Raw genomic sequence first — 17,683 nt, 5'->3', positions numbered from 1 at the left:
CAAATGCTTAAAGAGCTCCTTCCTTGGAGCCTTGCCTGCTTCAATCAATCAAACAGATAAATGAATAAAACATATTATTTACAGTTTGCAGTGAAACCATTATTAATACGATCTTTCGCTGTTTCTTTACCGCCTTCAATAATAGTTTTACGTTGCTCTGCAAACGTTGTTGTATCTGACATGTTCGCGATTTTTTGTGCTACTGTATCAACAGCATGCATGTTTCCATCAGCAGCAAAATGAGCACCTAAAACAAGTAGTGCTGCATTTTGAACAATCGGATTTTTATCATCAGCAGCAGCATTTTTTAAATACGTTAAACTAGAAAGATCGCACTGATTTAATTTCGCATTCGCCTGTACAAATTTATCACCTAATACCATGCCAGCTGCTTTCTCTTTAATAGCTCCACAACCGGATAATAAAATTGTCGATGCAATAAGGCTGGTGATAATTACTTTTTTCATTATTTTTTCTCTATGTTGTGTAATAAATAAAATCGATCCCTGCTATATAAGTGTCCATAAATAAGTTAAATAGATACGCATGACCATTATTTATAATGTCAAACAATTAATAATATTTAAGAAACAAAAAGAATAATAAATATCTAATATATTCGCGTTCTATTTAATAAAATTGTATTTAGGCGTAATTACAATAGCCTATCGTTTGAAAAGGCATCACATGATGATTAAGGGTTTCATGTCGACTTTGTACCGCTTCCATCTGTTGCCCTTCTTTCTTAAATACAATGGTAGTTGACACCATATTTCCAAATGCCGTTTGCTCTAAAAGCGTAATATTATTAAACCCATAAACCTTTTGCGCTAAGGATTGATGCATATCATCAACGACCATTACTTCTTTTTTATCTATCTCAAATTTATAAGATTGAAAAAATGGCTTTCTAAAATCGCCATCTTTATTTTTCACACCATCAAACATGCACTGAATACTATAACTGGGACTATCAGCCCGACTTGCGCCAATACCAATAAAAGCAGGAATAAAAAGTAAAACTTTGGCTAATTTAAACAATTGAAATGTCGTTTTATAGCATTGTAAAAACGATTCCTTAGTGCGATACGCTTTAGGTAACAGAACTACTGATGAACATAACACACACAATCTTGGATCTTTACATATATGACCATAAACATGGGTTCTTTTTACACCTGTTCCACACTTAGCCATGATGTTTACCTAACGCTAGAAAGAACAACATCGTATTTTTTTTACCTGTAATACTTCGCTTTAGTCTCACTATCATTCTGTTACTTTTCATATTAACGCTCGTCTTATAGAAATATATTTATTGCTAATCCGTAGCGTGATGTTTTTCATCCTCAATCAAAAATGAAACCACAATGGTTTACTAAGATAACCTTGCTCGTTTTATCGCATCTAATTGCGCCAGATCTCAAACACCGTCAATCAAAAATCGTCAATCAAAAACCGCAATATTCGCGACAAATGGTAATTGGTAAACCTATAGTTTACAACCGTAAATATGTGAATTCAGATCCTATATCTCTTACAATAAAGAGGGTTTTTAAGAAATTACAGTAAGTTATAACAATTCTCATTTACGACTGATTGCTCATTATTTGACCGATAATAATGCTTTGTAGGATTATTATTCTCTTAAACTGCTCGTTGAAAATGATTTTTAGAAAGATTTTCTCTTTATCACAGGAGAAAAATTACTGAGAGATATCGTCAATAGATGCAACCGTATCGAGCTACGTGGTGATGTTCAAAAAGTGGCAGTGCAAAGTAAACATTGCAGAACGGAAAATAGAAGGGCGATAAACGCCCTTCTATTTTATTATTGAATAACATCAACGTTATCAATACCAAATAAACCGCTTACGTTACTGTTAGCTAAAGCCTTATTCATTTCAACGAAGGTTTGTTCTGGGGTTAAATCCTTAAATAACTCAGGTCTGATCCACTTCGCAAAGTGTTCAAGCGCCACAAGGTTATACGGCGAGTTATAAAACGGCTTATAAATAGAGAAAACATTGCCGGTTAAATTTGCGTTGGTCGCTTGTAACCAAGGACGATCCATCAAGGTTTTCGTTGCCGCTTTGATCGCAGCGTCATTAGCCGCGTAACCTAGAGGAATACCCTTCATAGAATTACCTTTTTTATCAACCCAGCCAGCCGTTTGCATAATGTAAATATCAGGGTTTTCCGCAACAATAGTTTCAGGTGACATATTACCGGAATGAGCACCACCTAATGGTTTGGTCGCAATATTTGTCGCTTTTAGCAGCGTGATAAAATCATCCATATTGCCACCAGCATAAGTGTTGCAACAGGAATCTAGGGTGTAGCCTGCTGCCGTTTCCATAAACACTGTTTTTGGCTTTAAATCTTTCGCCTTAGCAATGCGATCAGTAATAACGTTTAGATGCTTTGTATAATAATCCGCAAATGCTTTACCGCGATCTTCATAACCTAAAGCTTTTGCTACAGAAGTTACTGATGTCATTGTGTTTTTAATAGTTTGCTCGCGAAAATCAGCAGTGATCACCTGAATACCTGCATCATTAAGCTTCTTAACTAAGCCCTTCTCTTTAGCAGAATTCATACTGCTAGTACCGATGATCAGCACATCAGGTTTAGGCTTCATTTGAATAAATGACTCAGCATCAAACTGACCTTTACTGATCTTGCCAATCTCTGGCACTTTTTTAAGGTTTGGGTATTTATTGGTATAAAACTCATACATAGAAGGGGCTGAAATCTTCATATCATCACGCATTGCAATAACATGTTTACCAGCATCTTTGCCGTAAACGATTTCTAATAATGGGAAGTTACGAGCAGTACCAAGTGCAATATGTTGCGGCTGATGATCAAGCGTGATTGTTTGGCCTGATACATCCGTGATTGTCATCGGGTAATCACCAGCAAGCGCAGAACATGAAGCCATTACACCAACGGCAAGAGTAAGAAGTTTAAATCGCGTTTTCATATAAGACCTTTTGAGATTAGAAATCGTAACGAGCGCCAAGCATGGCTTGTGTATCATCAATTACTGTGTCGTAATTCACCGCAGCATAGGTTCTGAAATGTTTATTCCACTTGGCGGTGATGTCGCCATTCACAGCTCGAGAATCATCCCCACCTTTAACATGCAACTCACCAAAACCAAGCGTGGCTTTATAAATACTATTGATCTTATAAGCAGCTACTACGTCATAACCGTCAGCATCCTTACCGCCTAATTTTTGATTGGTGTATAAAGCACCTAAATAAAACTGCTTAACTTGATATCCCATACCGACATCAAACTGTGACTTTTCTTTCTCTTTGCCTTTTTTGATCATTGTTTGATCGGCATAACCCGTTGCCAACGTTAACCCTGTATTACCAATGGCTTGCGATGCCCCAATAGAGAAACCATGTTTAAATGTATCCGCTTTAATCGTATGTTTACCCGAGTAGTTAATGCCTAATGACGTACCCGAATCATTGGTATAAAAAGTGGCAATACTGTTCGCAATACGTTTGCCGACCTTAAACTTGTCAGCAGCAATTGCGCCGTATGCTGCCTGAATATCAGTCATATCCGTAACAAGGCTCATTGCTCCTGCCGTTTTACCGTAAACGACTTGCGCTTCTCCCTCTCCTAGCGCCGCTTTAATACCTGCATAGAGATAGCGTGTTTTGTTTTCACTTGCTTTGAATTCCTGCTCGAAATAACCAATGCCGCTAATACCATCACCGATCAGTGTTTCACCACTAATATTCACTCGTGCACGGCTAAGATCGCTGATGTCACTATCACGATGCTCAGCACGAGCTTCAACACGCCCGCCAATAGCAAGACTTGTTCCCTCATCAGCGTAAATGGATGCCGCATTTACAGCACTTGCAAATGATGACACGCATAACGCGCCATAGAATAAAGCTGTCCTTTTCATTACCGACCACTTTTTATTTAAAAAATAGAATAGTAAACCTACGGTTTACCGTTAATGAGAATGGTAATTATTAAGATATTTATAATCAAGACATTTAAATACTTAAATGGAATTTATATAACTAAAGAAAAAGGGATAACGATGAAATGTACCTGAGCAATGCCTTTGCCTTTAAAAACAAAACATTAAAAATCAATGTGTTATTGGTTGTCTAAAATGAAGTATCGAGATCGTTTTAAATATTGAAGTAAGCCCATAATCTATCGTTGTTAAATTATCGACACTATTTTATCGCTTAAAAGGTATACACTTTTAAATAGCTGAAGAATATTGTTCATAAACTCAGGATATAAAAACTTCTCTTATATTGAGTGAGTGAATGCGCTCTCTAAATATTACTTTTAGGGAAATTAACGATGATGTATAAAAATAAACCACACACTTAGACATCAATCACTTTCCCTTTTTCAAATAAAGTAAAAGGGCTTTGAATATTAAACTCAAAGCCCTTGCCATTTATTTATCTTGGTTTGTAATTTACAGTTCATAAATAACATTAAATTCAGATCCTAATAACTGTTTTAAATACTTACCCGCCACACCAAACGTAATTTCCGGTATACCGGGTGTATAAAGCAACTCTTCACACGCATACAAGGATGAATCGATAATAATAGCGACATGTTCAGGTAGCCCAACAGGACATACAGCACCGGGTAAACACCCTAACTGCGCAGTCATCTCTTCGCCAGTACATATAGAAGGCCGCTTACCGATCAACGTCTTTATTTTTTTCGAGTCCATTCGCGAATCTTTATCCGTCAAATACAACGCATAACCATGATCTTTAAATTTCATAAAGATGCTCTTAGTATGCACTCCCGTCCAACCCAGTCTCGCAGCCACTTTTTGATCGGTTTCAAAATCAAGAATGCTTTCATGCTCCCATTCTCGATAAGGGATAGCCAATGATTTTAAACGTTGAGTATTAAACGCATAAATTTTTTGTAACGATTGCATATATCACTATCCCTTTTACTTTTACCAATACTTACCCATCAACTCTTTGGCAAGAATGATCGCAATAGTAAACATCATTGCTGCGACTAATAGATCAATGCCTTTTTTCACTTTTGGCTGTGATAAAACAGGCCCAAGCTTTGCCGCGCCTAAAGACAGGCTATAGAACCAGACAAACGATGCCATGATGGTACCAACAGCAAAAGCAATACGATCATTTCCTTCAAACTGACCACCTAATGAACCAAGGATCACCACGGTATCAAGGTATAAATGCGGATTTAACACCGTCACAGCCAATGCACCTAAGATAACAGCACGACGACCGCGAGCAACCACTTCGCCATTTTGTTCATCAGCATTTGGCTTTTTGAACGCACTTTTTAATGACAACAAACCATAAAAGGTTAAAAACGCAATGCCGCCTAATGTTACAGAGGTAAGTAACATGTCATGTTGCGCCAAAATGGCACCGCCACCAAAAATACCTAAGGAAATAAACAGCGTATCTAGCAAACTGCAAATCGTCGCTGTCGTTAAATGGTGATTACGCTTTATACCTTGATTGAGTACATAAGCATTCTGTGCACCAATAGGAATGATCATTGATGCACCCAAGCCAAATCCCTGTAATAAAATCCAAAAACTCATCACTCACCTCAGTAACATCACAACACTATTCGTAAAGAGCCGAGAAGATAAAAGGTTTAGATAGATAAGTATAATTAATGATTTTAATATAACATTAGAGATACTTATAACACGGTGTTACCCATATAGAGTAACGAGACGAACAGGCAAGGAGATAGCTTAAGTGCGAGGGTTAGATTACAAATGGATTGAAGCCTTAGATGCGATTATTCATCAAGGTAGTTTTGAACGTGCCGCTGAATACCTATTTATTTCACAGTCAGCAATTTCACAACGAGTAAAACAGTTAGAAAAGTTTCTGGCTCAGCCTGTACTGATCCGTGAACAACCACCTAAACCCACAGCAATTGGCAAAAAACTACTAGGGTTATATCGCCGTGTTAGATTACTTGAGCATGAATTATTGCCCGAGTTAGAAAACGATACCAGCTCACGCCCTATTCAACTTTCACTGGCTACCAACGCCGATAGCCTTGCGACATGGTTATTACCTTCGCTACAAGAGGTAATGAAACAGAAACAAGTTGAGATTTCACTAAGTATTTATGGTGAAAACCTATCCATTGAAAAATTGAAAAGCGGAGAAGTCGCAGGCGCAATCAGCCTAGAATCACAACCTATCCCGTCCTGCCGAGCCGACTATTTGGGTTATATTGATTACGTTTGTGTTGCAAGCCCTGAATTTACTCAGCGATATTTCAAAAAAGGCGTGAATAATCAAACGCTAGCCAAAGCACCAACAGTTTCTTACGATCAATTTGACGATTTACACCAGAAATTTCTTACCGAACACTTTAATGTGAATCTTGATAATACCGTCCATCATAAAATTAGTAGCTCAGAAGCCTTTATCAAAATGGCCATTGCGGGTGTCTCCTACTGTTTAATCCCAAAACTACAGATCATCGAGGAATTAGAAAAAGGCACGCTCGTTAACATTACGCCAAATTTTTCCTTATCTAACCGAATTTATTGGCATCACTGGCAATTAGAAACTGGCGTATTAAAAGAAATATCACAAGCAATCATTCATTACGCGCAATGTCATTTACCACAGTAATTAAACACAAAAAAGCCCTCTTATTTGAGTAGAGGGCAAATTCATTATCTCACTTTACTTAATGTCCCATCTTAAAATATGTAAGAACTAACTTTTCTTCGATAAAACCTACCCTGATAAGCGTTGTTGTTCTAACGCTTAGAGTTAAATCCTTGCCCGTTATCTTCTTAATACGCTTTAATATCAAATTTAAGCAGTAACCTTGGCAGTACATCATCTAAATTTTGCACATCATCATCATTTAATTCGATCAAATGAAAACCATATTTTTTATACAGATCTTGTTTGATTTTCTTTCTGTGTGCGTATTTAGGATCATCTTCTAATCCCCAAAACTCAATATACACTTTGCCTGTCGGTAAATAAAAATCACAGTACAGATCTTCTTCAATCGGTAATTTTCTCTCATACGCATGAACGATGCCTGCCATATACAGCCAGTTATCAATCAACATTTCAGCTTTTGAACGCACATAGTGCCCGTCTGCAGCACGGTGTTTGGCTTCAAACTTCTGACGAAAATTTGAAACCGAATTATCGGTGCTTTTCGCTTCAGCATTGGCTCCTGTAATTTCATTAACGGAATGTATGAGACTCTTATTTTTTAATACGCTGTCATCCCACACCACATAAGGTACGCCCGTTCTAAAATCTTCTTTTTGAATACCACCAAGACGAAGTCCAGAGTTACTGACTTTCCAACCTTTGACTGCTTTATTGATCCAACCTAGCTCATCTAAAATTTGGTTGATTTTCTGCGAGGTTAAATTGAAATGGCTGCTGATTTGAGTGGCAGATAGCTTTTTACCATCAAATTCTGGTTGTTCAACGATCTCTAATGAATCAGGCCACACTATATATTGCCCAAACTTAGGCGAATGTTTGTATTCACCTTGGGCGTTTTTACCCACTTCCGTTAAGTGCCATTCGGTGTTATCACGAATGATATAGCCAGCTTCGGCTAATTGATTAAACAATTCTTTTGCGACAATACCACGTGCTTTAGCCAGCTGTGAGGTTGAAATTTTAGCAGTCATATAAGGATCTCTTATTATCTGTTATCTGATGATATTAACGGCAATAATACTGATTTATAAGCTAAAAACCGCTTGCAAAGTATAAGATAACCAAATGTTTTATAAAATCAGACGTATATCTAAATTTCTAAACAAAACACTGTAAGAAATAGGCTTTATCGGCTAAAAACATCAGCAATCATCAAAGAGTGGATTGTTAATACTGCCGACATACAAACCACAGCTTAAAAAGTGATTTATTCATCATTTTTCTATTAAAAATTAGGTGATTGGTTCATCTTTAATGGGCGTACGGGTGATGAAGTTCGTGGAAGATGCATACTGTTAAATACAGCTTAAATGTCACAAATTACGATTCTTTTTAGATTTAATATATAGATATATTTTCCATATTAAGGAGTAACCTATGTCAGGTGGCGTTATAAATTTACCCCATACTTGCCCTAACTGTAAGAAAGCTAATTGCTGCTGGTCGATAGCCTGAAATATTGAGGTATATAATTGATATGTCAGAAAGTTTTGTATTACCTGAAAGGCAGGAAAGAAGCTATCCAAGAGCAGTAAAGAAAAGGCCCAGTCGCTATGCGACTAGGTCTTCAAGAATATGTGAATTATCTTAATTCACATGCATTAAGAGCTAAGCTCTGGCTTTTTTCGGTGTTTTCGTTATATCGCTATACTTAATTAACTAATTAAGATACCGCCCCATACCAATACAACTACAGCCATCGCAACAAATACCGCCGCAGAACCAATGTCTTTCGCTCGGCCGCTCAGTTCATGATGCTCAGGCCCAATACGATCAACCACCGCCTCAATTGCCGAGTTAACCAGTTCAACAATCATCACTAATAACAATGAAGCAATCATGATCACTCGCTCTAACCCCGTTACAGGTAAGAAAAAGCTAATCGCAGTCATCACCACCAATAGCACTGATTCTTGACGAAAGGCTGCTTCATTTATCCATGCAGCTTTAAGCCCTTTTGCCGAGTAGCCTGCCGCATTAATTATACGAGTAATCCCTGTTGCGCCCGGTTTCATTGTTGTTTATCTCTCTTATTATTAATCATTAGCTAGTACTGCTTTAATGGGCGCTAATATTACGACATTGTGAGAATATATCTAGCTTAGGATCATAAACGTTTGTTTTAACATCCATCATGCCAAGTAATGAATGAAATAAGTAATCCTGCGAATATCCCCCAGTAGTAGCTTCTTTCTCTAAGCATGCACGATTAATATGCTGACTTTTTTGGTATTCAGGCGATAACCATAATATCAGTGGTACCGTCGTTTGTTCTTTTGGTGCAATAGCATAAGGTAAGCCATGTAAATAGACGCCATCCTCACCCAATGATTCACCATGATCAGCCATATAGAACATTGCGGTATTAGCATGATGATCATCTTGCTTTAGCATATCAATAACTTGACTCAAAATATGATCGGTATACACAATCGTATTATCGTAAGTATTCTTCACTTGTTGTTGGGTACAATCTTGTAAATCACTGGTATCACAAGTAGGGGTAAACACTTTAAATTTTGCCGGATAGCGATCGTCATACGTTGGTCCATGACTACCAATGATATGTAACACAATCATCGTATCTTGCTTAGCATCATCAATATATTGCTGTAAGCCTTTAAGTAAAATCTGATCATAACAAGAGCCGTTATGACATAGGCTAGGATCAATCTCAGCACTCATTTCAATATGCTTAACGCGATCACATGCCCCTTTACATCCACCATCATTATCTTTCCATAACACCTCAACACCTGCATGATGCAAGACATCTAATACACCATCTTGATGGCGTGCTTTAATTGGATCGTAATTCGCTTTGGTCATGTCAGAAAACATACAAGGCACTGAAGCGGCAGTTGCCGTACCACAGGATTTCACATTAAGAAAACTGATCACATTACGGGTTGATAATTGTGGATTGGTATCACGCGTGTAGCCATTTAATGAATAGTTCATAGAACGTGATGCTTCACCGAGTACCATTACCACCACATTGGGTTTATTGGTTGTTGCTGTGATTGCCGCATGTTTATCTACAGCATCAGTGCCAATATGGGTAAATGGCATATTCGCTTCAATTAACTGGTAATGCGCATAACGATACGTCGCTGATAAGTAATTGGTCGGATTAATTAGGGCTTTGATTTCTGAGTGATTACGTACTAACGAAGCGTAATCTTTATAATAGCCAGCCGCAATAATACCGATCACAACCAACGAAATCACAATCGATAGTAATTTAGATGCAAGCTCTTTAATAAATGGCTTGAATTGCACCTTCATCGTAGTAAAGAGAACCGCGGGAATAATACCAATTGCAAGTAACCATAGCCCACCACCTAAAGATAAATAGCTGGCAGCTTCGCCTGTGTTCGTCTCGAAAATATTAACGATCATGCCGTAATCAAAGAACACACCATAGCTATACATGCCATATGTTGCCAATGATGACAAAATAATCAGTAATGGGATAAGTATGCGATAAATACGAGGCCAAATAAGCAGTGTGAAAATAAGATTTAGTGCCGCACAAATAAAAATAGGAATAGAAACAGCAAAAATAATGCTCTTTGGTGGCTGGCTCTCAAAAAGCGCTGTAATGTGTTGCCATAGCGCAATATTCTGTATTGCCGTAAAAAAGAGTGCGACAAGTAGTGTATATAATACGCTGGTTAAGCGAAGTTTCATTATATCCATTCCCAAGAATAATTATCATAGTGATATCGCGTCAACATAACTATGATAGAAGATGTTCACGATATACGTTATGCCGGCCTTGGCGAACTGATTCCATTTTGGCGGCGAATTATATAGCCAAAAACATACAAACAACTAATATCTATACATTTTGATTGGCATTTTAAATGAAAACAAAGATTCACATAATGATTAAGCATAACGCTAAACATATTTCTTTTATCCTTAGTAAATATAGAAGAATGATCTTAGCTATACCTAAGTAAAAAATGTTTAAGTAATATATCATTTGCGCTCATTATGAATGTATAGACCTGTTTATACGCTGACTCATATAAAAATCAGGACCAAATAGCCTTAACCTCATTACCATGAAACATAGCGATTAATTGGAAAAAAACGCTAATACATAGCAGTAACAGCCTGTATTAGCGTTAAATGATAAATATACGTAAAATAGCTTTATAATTTAAATGGTTAAGTAATTAAATACACTTAATGATACATTTTTCTCCGTGTCAAATTATAAACCATCCGCTTTCTATCTAAATCAAGGTATTCAGCATAACGAACTAAAAAGTGACCATATCTGGCGTCAATTTCCTTTCTAACGACGGGTATAAGCAGTTTTACTGTTCTAGCTATTACTTTTTTATCATTAAGTTCCAAGCAATATTTGTCTACCCCAAGATCATATAATGAAGATGATAAGCATTTTTCAAACAACTGCCCTATATATTGATGAGTTATTTTTCAGTATATAAAATTGAGGTTCTATAATGTTTTTTTATAGTATTAATTAATACTTATTCACTAGGTTTTATCTCTCTTTTTTTGATCTTGAGGTGTATTAGTTACGCCAATATTAGGTTCGTTCGAATCAGTCAATACTATAATAACTCCCACAATAAATATAACAAAAAATAAACACATCCACTGTAAATTCATAGCAATGACCATTATTTTAATAAGCCAAATTAACCATTAAAAAACATATATCAGAATATAACTGACCATAATAAAGAATAAATATTATTTTATGATACCGATCTCATAAGAGATCATGCAATAACAGTATGATAAATAGTCATATTCATCCTCCCCACAATGAACTTAAAAAGGAATATTTAATGCTTGATATTAATACAGCTGAAAAATTTATTGCTGCTAGATTCTTATTAGAATATAGCAAAAAAGATTTTGCTGGATTTTTAGGTGTATCAGTTTCAAAAATAACAAATATAGAAAACAATAATGTATCTATACCTTATATCTACTCATTAGCCATCAACCACATGTTAAAAGATCATCCTATGAAAAAAAACATTTTAGATATTTTAAAATCTAATGATGTTAATAAATTTTCAAGACGAATTGATGTTAATCAAAAAGTTCAACGCTTATCTTGTAAGCTCTGTAATAGACGTCATTTACATATTATGAAAGAAAAAAATAATATGTATTTTGTTGAGTGTCTTCATTGTCATCAAACTATGTACACATCAAGTAATAGTGCTAAAAGATATATGTTATGGAGTAATTATGGAGTGAAACTTGACCATAACTTATATTAACCATTACTCATTAAACTAGTACTTATCTCATCGATAAGTACTAGTTTATACAATATTAATTAACTAACTTTTCATGATTTTCAGCAATCAAACCATACGCAGACCATCCAAGGAATGTCACCATAGAGCCCCACATCATAGCTTCATAACCTGAACTATATAATGCATAGAAACTGTACACTGTACCTATTATGGCTAAGGTATTTGTAATACGCATATCATGCTTATTTTCATGAGCAATTTTTTCAATAATAAAAATAGATGCCATGCAAAGAATATAAGGAATAACATTCGTTACTACAGCTAAATTAACAAGAGCTTCAAATTGTTCATTTAACGTTGGAGAAATAGTCATTAATGATAGCAATGACTGAATAATAGTAATTGCAACCATTCCTTTTATTGGTGTACCTCGATGATCAACCTCAGAGAATAGTTGCGGGAAAAATCCCTCATCCGAAGATGCTTTAAAAACAGAAGCTATTGTAAACTGCCAACCTAATAATGACCCTGCACATGCTAACACAGCAAGTCCAGCTACAACTTTACCAGCAGTCGTACCAAACATAGCAGCCCACACTGTTGAGAATGGTGCAGAAGAGCTGGCTAACATGTCATTAGCAACAATGCCTGAACAGATATTTGTTGAAACAATATAAACCACAGCAGCAATTAATGTTCCACCTAATACCGCAATTGGGACGTTCTTCTCTGGATTTTCCACCGCATCTGAGTTCGCACAAGCTGACTCTAAGCCAAGAAATGCCCATAATGTCATCGCAATTGAAGCACTGACAGCCTCACCAAAAGGCAGTTGATGTGGGTTCCACGCACTTACGTACATCTCTGGAGAAAAGTAAAACCACCCAATAATACCCAAAGAACAAACAGGTAAAATCACCCCCCATACAGTAAAAGTACCAATCTTACCGGTAATATTTGCTCCACCAAAATTGGCTAAGGTACACAGCCAAAGAATAGCAATGGTATATAACCCTGTTTCTAAAGGTGTTAGCGTGGCATTAAAAAATGCAGCACCATAACCAACACACGTAATTGCTATCGCAATATTCGCAATTAATAACGAAAGACCGTAAGTCCACCCCGCCATGAATGCCCCTGATTTGCCAAAAGCATAAGACGCATAACCATTCATACCACCTTCACGTTTACTAAAACGTCCACATTTAGCAAATACATAGGCTAAAGCTAAAGAACCTAACGCTGTAATTAACCAAGAAAGAACAGAAATAGTCCCTACTTGCGCTAATTTCGATGGCAACATAATAATGCCAGAGCCTGCCATATTAATAAAAGTGAGCACAGTTAATTGAATAACTGACATTTTCTTATTATTAACACTCATAGAATTCCTCCGAGGAAAATATCGCCCTATCATTTTGATAGAGCGATCAAAATTTCAGGTTTAATCTTTAATGACATAACAATGAGCTGTTATCCGCCCATTTATATCTTCTAAATAAACACCTTGAATTTCAGGAGCGAAACCAGGGAAACGATTTATCCCTTCTTCTAATGACAAGAAATAATTAACAACATCATCCGTCCATATTTCTCCCATAATCACGCACAATATACCTGGGGGATAAGGCAGTGCTCCTTCAGCAGCAACACGACCTAATGCTTGTTTTAATGGAACATAATCACATTCACCACGTAAGTACTTTTGCGTTGCGATATCAGGCTTATAAACCATTTCAGGAAAATGCTGACAACGGAACATCCTCTTTTGTAACTCTTTCACATTTAACTGTTTGTACATGTCATGCATTTCTTGGCATAACTGGCGAAGTGTGTAGCCGTGATAACGCGCTTTATTCATCTCATAGACATGCGGTAATACAACTTCCAATGGCGCGTCATCTTTTACATATTTTTCAAAACGATTAATCTGAGCCACTAATTGCCGTATTTTTCCCATATCATCAGCTGGCGTTAATAAGAATAGGATTGAGTTTAAATCACACTTTTCGGGAATAATGCCGTTTTCACGAAGGAAGTTCGCAAGCAACGTTGCAGGTATACCGAAATTGTCGTAGCTACCATCATCTGCAATCCCAGGTGTTGTTAATAACAACTTACAAGGATCAACAAAATATTGTCCTTCGCCATAGTTCTCAAATTTATGCCAAGCCGCATGAGGTTCAAACATAAAGAACTTTTTATTGGTCGCTATCTCTGATGTTGAATATTCCTGCCATAATTTCCCCTCAATTTCGGCTGGAATAAAGGGTTGGATCATGTCACAACTATTTAAAATTTCTTTACGTGCATTAATTCCTATTTCAACTGCATTACGCCATAATTGCCGCCCTGCATCACCATCATGGATTTGAGCATTAACATCTAAAGCTGCAAATAATGCATAAAATGGCGATGTTGACGCATGCATCATAAACGCATTATTAAAACGTTTATGATTACAGTATCGCGCTTGTCCTTTTATATGACGGTCTTTTTTATGGATCTGCGATGTTTGGGAAAAACCAGCCTGCTGCTTATGAACTGATTGAGTAACAATGACACCTGCATCATTTTCATTGAGTTCTAACAATAATGGAGAGCAATCTTTCATCATTGGAATAAATTGTTCATACCCTACCCATGCCGAATCAAATAAAATGTAATCGCATAGATGACCTAATTTATCCATAACAAAACGTGCATTATAAATAGTACCGTCATAAGTACCGAGTTGAATAACCGCTAAACGGAATGGACGTTCAGCCATTGATCTTTCTGGATCTACTTTTGCTATCTGTTGGCGTATATAAGCTTCGTCAAAGCAATGCTCATCAATGCCGCCAATAAATCCCCATGGGTTTCGCGCTGTTTCTACATAAACAGGCAAACCTCTCGCTTGAATTAACGCACCATGATGATTTGATTTGTGGTTATTTCGATCAAATAAAACCAAATCATCTTCTGTCACCAATGCATTACATACCACTTTATTTGAAGCGGAAGTACCATTTAAAACAAAATACGTTTTATCGGCATTATATACTTTCGCGGCGTGCTGCTGTGCCAGACATGCAGCTCCTTCATGAATTAATAAGTCGCCAAGCGCAACATCAGCATTACAGAGATCACTACGAAAAAGATTTTCGCCAAAGAAATCATAAAACTGCTTACCTGCAGGGTGCTTACGATAAAATTGCCCTCCTTGATGTCCAGGGCAGTCAAATTCAGCATTCCCCATGTCAACATAGTCAGTAAGCCTCGCAAAAAATGGGGGTAACAATCGTGACTCGTATTTTATCCCTGCCTCATTTATTTGGTGTGCATAATAATCAACAGACTGTTTCTTTAGATCAATAACACCTGTGAGTACCTTATACTCATCGGCACCTATTTCTGTCTCACGATCAGCAATTAAGAAAATAGGTAAATTATACCCGGTATTATCTAATTGTTCTTGAACATTATTTTCAAGATCATTTTTAGTCAAAATAACCACAGAGACATCAGTTAAGGCAACATTATCTATTTTAATTACTTTCCTATTTAACTTATTACTTAGAGCTTCTGATATAGGTAAGAAATCATCAGAAATATGAGTACTAATAGCTATAGATAATTTTTTCATTAATTCATCCTTAATAACGACCTAATGTAATTATCAAACTATCAATTAAATTTAATTATGGAATAAATGATCGTTTTTTTGTGATGACGTATTATTTAAGAAATAAAAAATCATCGCGAAAAAAGTTTTTGTTATCAACATCACAAAATATTTTTACTGAACCAAAGGTGATAAAACTATTTAACAAAAACATCAAGACACTGATAAACGCTGTATTACGTTAAGATGTTATAGTTAGTATGGAATGTTTATTATCCTTTATCTGAATCTATTCCTTAATGAAATATATATTTTTACTTTAGCAGCACATCAATATAGATTCTAAGTTCATTTTAATTATGCAAACACTAAATAGAATATATAAGAAAGGCTAAGTGCTATACACTTAGCCTTTCTTACAAATCAACTTTCGAGAGACATAACGTTGATAGTTAACTTTTAATTTTAACTGCAGGATCTTCAGCAAGTTTATTAAAGTCAACCATATTTGTATAATTAAATACCTTTATATCTTTATCATTAATTTGTTCAATGGATAATGGCGTCACTTTTTTTGATGTAATGCCAGTCCAGTCAGAAAATAATGATAAAAAGTGGTAAGCACTAACTTGCTTATTCAACATGTCATGTTGCTTACTATCACTTGATAGAATAAAGAATGGCACTTCATAATTTGATTTGTGATCTGCGCCGTGTACCAAATATACGTCTTTACCTTTTTTATGTTTATCACTTAAACCGTGGTCTGAAAAATAAAGTAATGAATATGATTGCTGACGACTATTTAATAACCCCACCATTTTTTTCATCAAATTATCAAACTCTCGATATGTTGATAAATAACAAGATAATTGTTTATATTTTAAATGATAATCATCATGTTTTATCCTACGACAAAATTTAGCATGTGATCCCATTAGATGAACAACAATCAACTTATGCTGCTGCGTTGGTTCTAATAAAGCCTGTTTAAATAATGGTAATAAGTCAGAATCTTGATAATTAATTGATCCATTAAAGCTACCATTTTTCAAAAAGTGCATTTCATTACTTAAAATTGCAAATTTTGAAATGGGCGTATCATAACGTCCTATTTTCCCTTGGTTAGATAACCAGTACGTTTTAAACCCTGCGCTATTTGCTAGATTAATAAAGTTAATATTAGGCTCAAACGTTAGGCCTTGACTCAAAGAAAGTGTGCGCGGTAATGACGTTGTTGTATTTGGTGCTGTTGAAATATATCCATTTAAAAATACCCCATTAGCTTTATCTAAATACGGTGTTGTTTGTGTAGGATAACCATACAACGACATATAATCACGACGCATACTCTCACCTATAACAACAATATAGTTTTGATATTTCGGCGATACCTGCTGAATATCCAAACTGACTTTATGCGAGAAAGCAGCCTCAAGTGCTTTTTCTTGCACAAAATAATCAGTAACTGACTGATAGCCGCGTACAAAAAAATGGTTATAAGGTGAAAAATAGAGTAATACTAAACCAATGACTAACGGAATATCATGCTTAATTTGATAAGATGTTTTCTTAAATGAAAAGACAATAATTAAAATAAATAAACTGACTGACCATGGAATAATATCCGATGGAATATTAGAAATAAATTCTAATGCTTCTTGCTGATTAGTATCTAATAGTGATGCAACAGAGCCAATATTCGGTGAACCATAAATCATACCAACAGGTAAATAAAGCCAACTTATAATAAACAATGGTAATAATAAATAGTATTTAACTCGCTTATATCCAGCAAGGATCATCACGCCAACAAAATACACCAAGAGTGTTAACAAATAGTTATGATGCTTTGCTCCCATAGCTGTGGTGGATAATACTATAAGAAAAAAAGATATTATAAGATCGAAGATAAAATGCTTATTTTTTATAAACATTATTATTTTTTGTTTCACGGTAAGCCACGATATTCTAAAAACGAAGTGACCGATATTAACATATAAAAAAAAGAAAAAGGCACGTTAAACGCTGTCTCTTGATCACAAGTCATTGTGTTCAAGAGACTTAGCTAGCTCATATCCTT

14 protein-coding genes and 1 pseudogene are annotated in these 17,683 nt (G+C 35.8%); 3 read left to right on the top strand and 12 right to left on the bottom strand.

Annotated elements, in window-relative coordinates:
• Nucleotides 1-74: 74 nt before the first annotated feature.
• From I3259_RS14880 to I3259_RS14855, 6 genes are all read right to left on the bottom strand, one after another.
• Nucleotides 75-467, bottom strand: coding sequence for a hypothetical protein (locus tag I3259_RS14880; RefSeq protein ID WP_238030338.1), 393 nt, complete (start codon nt 465-467; stop codon nt 75-77).
• A 178-nt stretch (nt 468-645) separates the two neighbouring features.
• The gene (locus tag I3259_RS14875; protein WP_238030337.1) at nt 646-1,197 is read right to left on the bottom strand and encodes a hypothetical protein; all 552 of its coding nucleotides are present in this window, start codon (nt 1,195-1,197) and stop codon (nt 646-648) included.
• Between the two features lie 634 nt (nt 1,198-1,831).
• Nucleotides 1,832-2,986 (bottom strand): ABC transporter substrate-binding protein, encoded by a 1,155-nt coding sequence (locus tag I3259_RS14870; protein ID WP_238030336.1) that lies wholly within the window; start codon nt 2,984-2,986, stop codon nt 1,832-1,834.
• Nucleotides 2,987-3,002: 16 nt separating this feature from the next.
• Nucleotides 3,003-3,938 carry a porin gene (locus I3259_RS14865; RefSeq protein ID WP_238030335.1) on the bottom strand — a complete coding sequence of 312 codons (936 nt, stop codon included), beginning with the start codon at nt 3,936-3,938 and terminating at the stop codon, nt 3,003-3,005.
• A 537-nt stretch (nt 3,939-4,475) separates the two neighbouring features.
• The gene (locus I3259_RS14860) at nt 4,476-4,958 is read right to left on the bottom strand and encodes a YbaK/EbsC family protein (protein ID WP_238030334.1); all 483 of its coding nucleotides are present in this window, start codon (nt 4,956-4,958) and stop codon (nt 4,476-4,478) included.
• 21 nt (nt 4,959-4,979) lie between these two features.
• Nucleotides 4,980-5,609, bottom strand: a complete 630-nt coding sequence (locus I3259_RS14855; protein ID WP_238030333.1) for a LysE/ArgO family amino acid transporter — start codon at nt 5,607-5,609, stop codon at nt 4,980-4,982.
• Nucleotides 5,610-5,772: 163 nt separating this feature from the next.
• Between I3259_RS14855 and I3259_RS14850 the strand changes: the two genes are divergently transcribed.
• Nucleotides 5,773-6,669 (top strand): LysR family transcriptional regulator ArgP, encoded by an 897-nt coding sequence (locus I3259_RS14850; RefSeq protein WP_238030332.1) that lies wholly within the window; start codon nt 5,773-5,775, stop codon nt 6,667-6,669.
• Between the two features lie 167 nt (nt 6,670-6,836).
• On the opposite strand, the gene I3259_RS14845 is transcribed toward I3259_RS14850, so the two are convergent.
• Nucleotides 6,837-7,706, bottom strand: coding sequence for a glycerol kinase (locus I3259_RS14845; protein ID WP_238030331.1), 870 nt, complete (start codon nt 7,704-7,706; stop codon nt 6,837-6,839).
• A gap of 461 nt (nt 7,707-8,167) precedes the next feature.
• Here I3259_RS14845 and I3259_RS14840 point away from each other — a divergent pair.
• A pseudogene (locus tag I3259_RS14840) lies at nt 8,168-8,326 on the top strand (IS4 family transposase); the annotation flags it as partial.
• Nucleotides 8,327-8,390: 64 nt separating this feature from the next.
• Here the strand turns inward: I3259_RS14840 and I3259_RS14835 are convergent.
• A complete protein-coding gene (locus I3259_RS14835; RefSeq protein ID WP_005366468.1) occupies nt 8,391-8,750 on the bottom strand; it encodes a diacylglycerol kinase in 360 nt (119 codons plus the stop codon).
• A 43-nt stretch (nt 8,751-8,793) separates the two neighbouring features.
• The gene (eptA, locus tag I3259_RS14830; RefSeq protein WP_238030330.1) at nt 8,794-10,428 is read right to left on the bottom strand and encodes a phosphoethanolamine transferase EptA; all 1,635 of its coding nucleotides are present in this window, start codon (nt 10,426-10,428) and stop codon (nt 8,794-8,796) included.
• Nucleotides 10,429-11,567: 1,139 nt separating this feature from the next.
• Between eptA and I3259_RS14825 the strand changes: the two genes are divergently transcribed.
• A complete protein-coding gene (locus I3259_RS14825) occupies nt 11,568-12,011 on the top strand; it encodes a helix-turn-helix domain-containing protein (protein WP_238030329.1) in 444 nt (147 codons plus the stop codon).
• A gap of 55 nt (nt 12,012-12,066) precedes the next feature.
• On the opposite strand, the gene potE is transcribed toward I3259_RS14825, so the two are convergent.
• From potE to I3259_RS14810, 3 genes are all read right to left on the bottom strand, one after another.
• Nucleotides 12,067-13,377, bottom strand: coding sequence for a putrescine-ornithine antiporter (potE, locus tag I3259_RS14820; protein WP_238030328.1), 1,311 nt, complete (start codon nt 13,375-13,377; stop codon nt 12,067-12,069).
• 60 nt (nt 13,378-13,437) lie between these two features.
• Nucleotides 13,438-15,621 carry an ornithine decarboxylase SpeF gene (gene speF / locus I3259_RS14815; RefSeq protein WP_238030327.1) on the bottom strand — a complete coding sequence of 728 codons (2,184 nt, stop codon included), beginning with the start codon at nt 15,619-15,621 and terminating at the stop codon, nt 13,438-13,440.
• A gap of 431 nt (nt 15,622-16,052) precedes the next feature.
• Complete coding sequence (locus I3259_RS14810; RefSeq protein WP_238030326.1) at nt 16,053-17,555, bottom strand: phosphoethanolamine transferase; 1,503 nt, start codon at nt 17,553-17,555, stop codon at nt 16,053-16,055.
• Between the last annotated feature and the right edge of the window lie 128 nt (nt 17,556-17,683).

Origin of the sequence: Photobacterium sp. Ph5, from assembly GCF_022129445.1 — a bacterium.
In the GTDB taxonomy this organism is placed as follows: domain Bacteria; phylum Pseudomonadota; class Gammaproteobacteria; order Enterobacterales; family Vibrionaceae; genus Photobacterium.
Note: the sequence above shows the minus strand (reverse complement) of the source record. Positions and strands in the feature narration are given on the sequence as shown.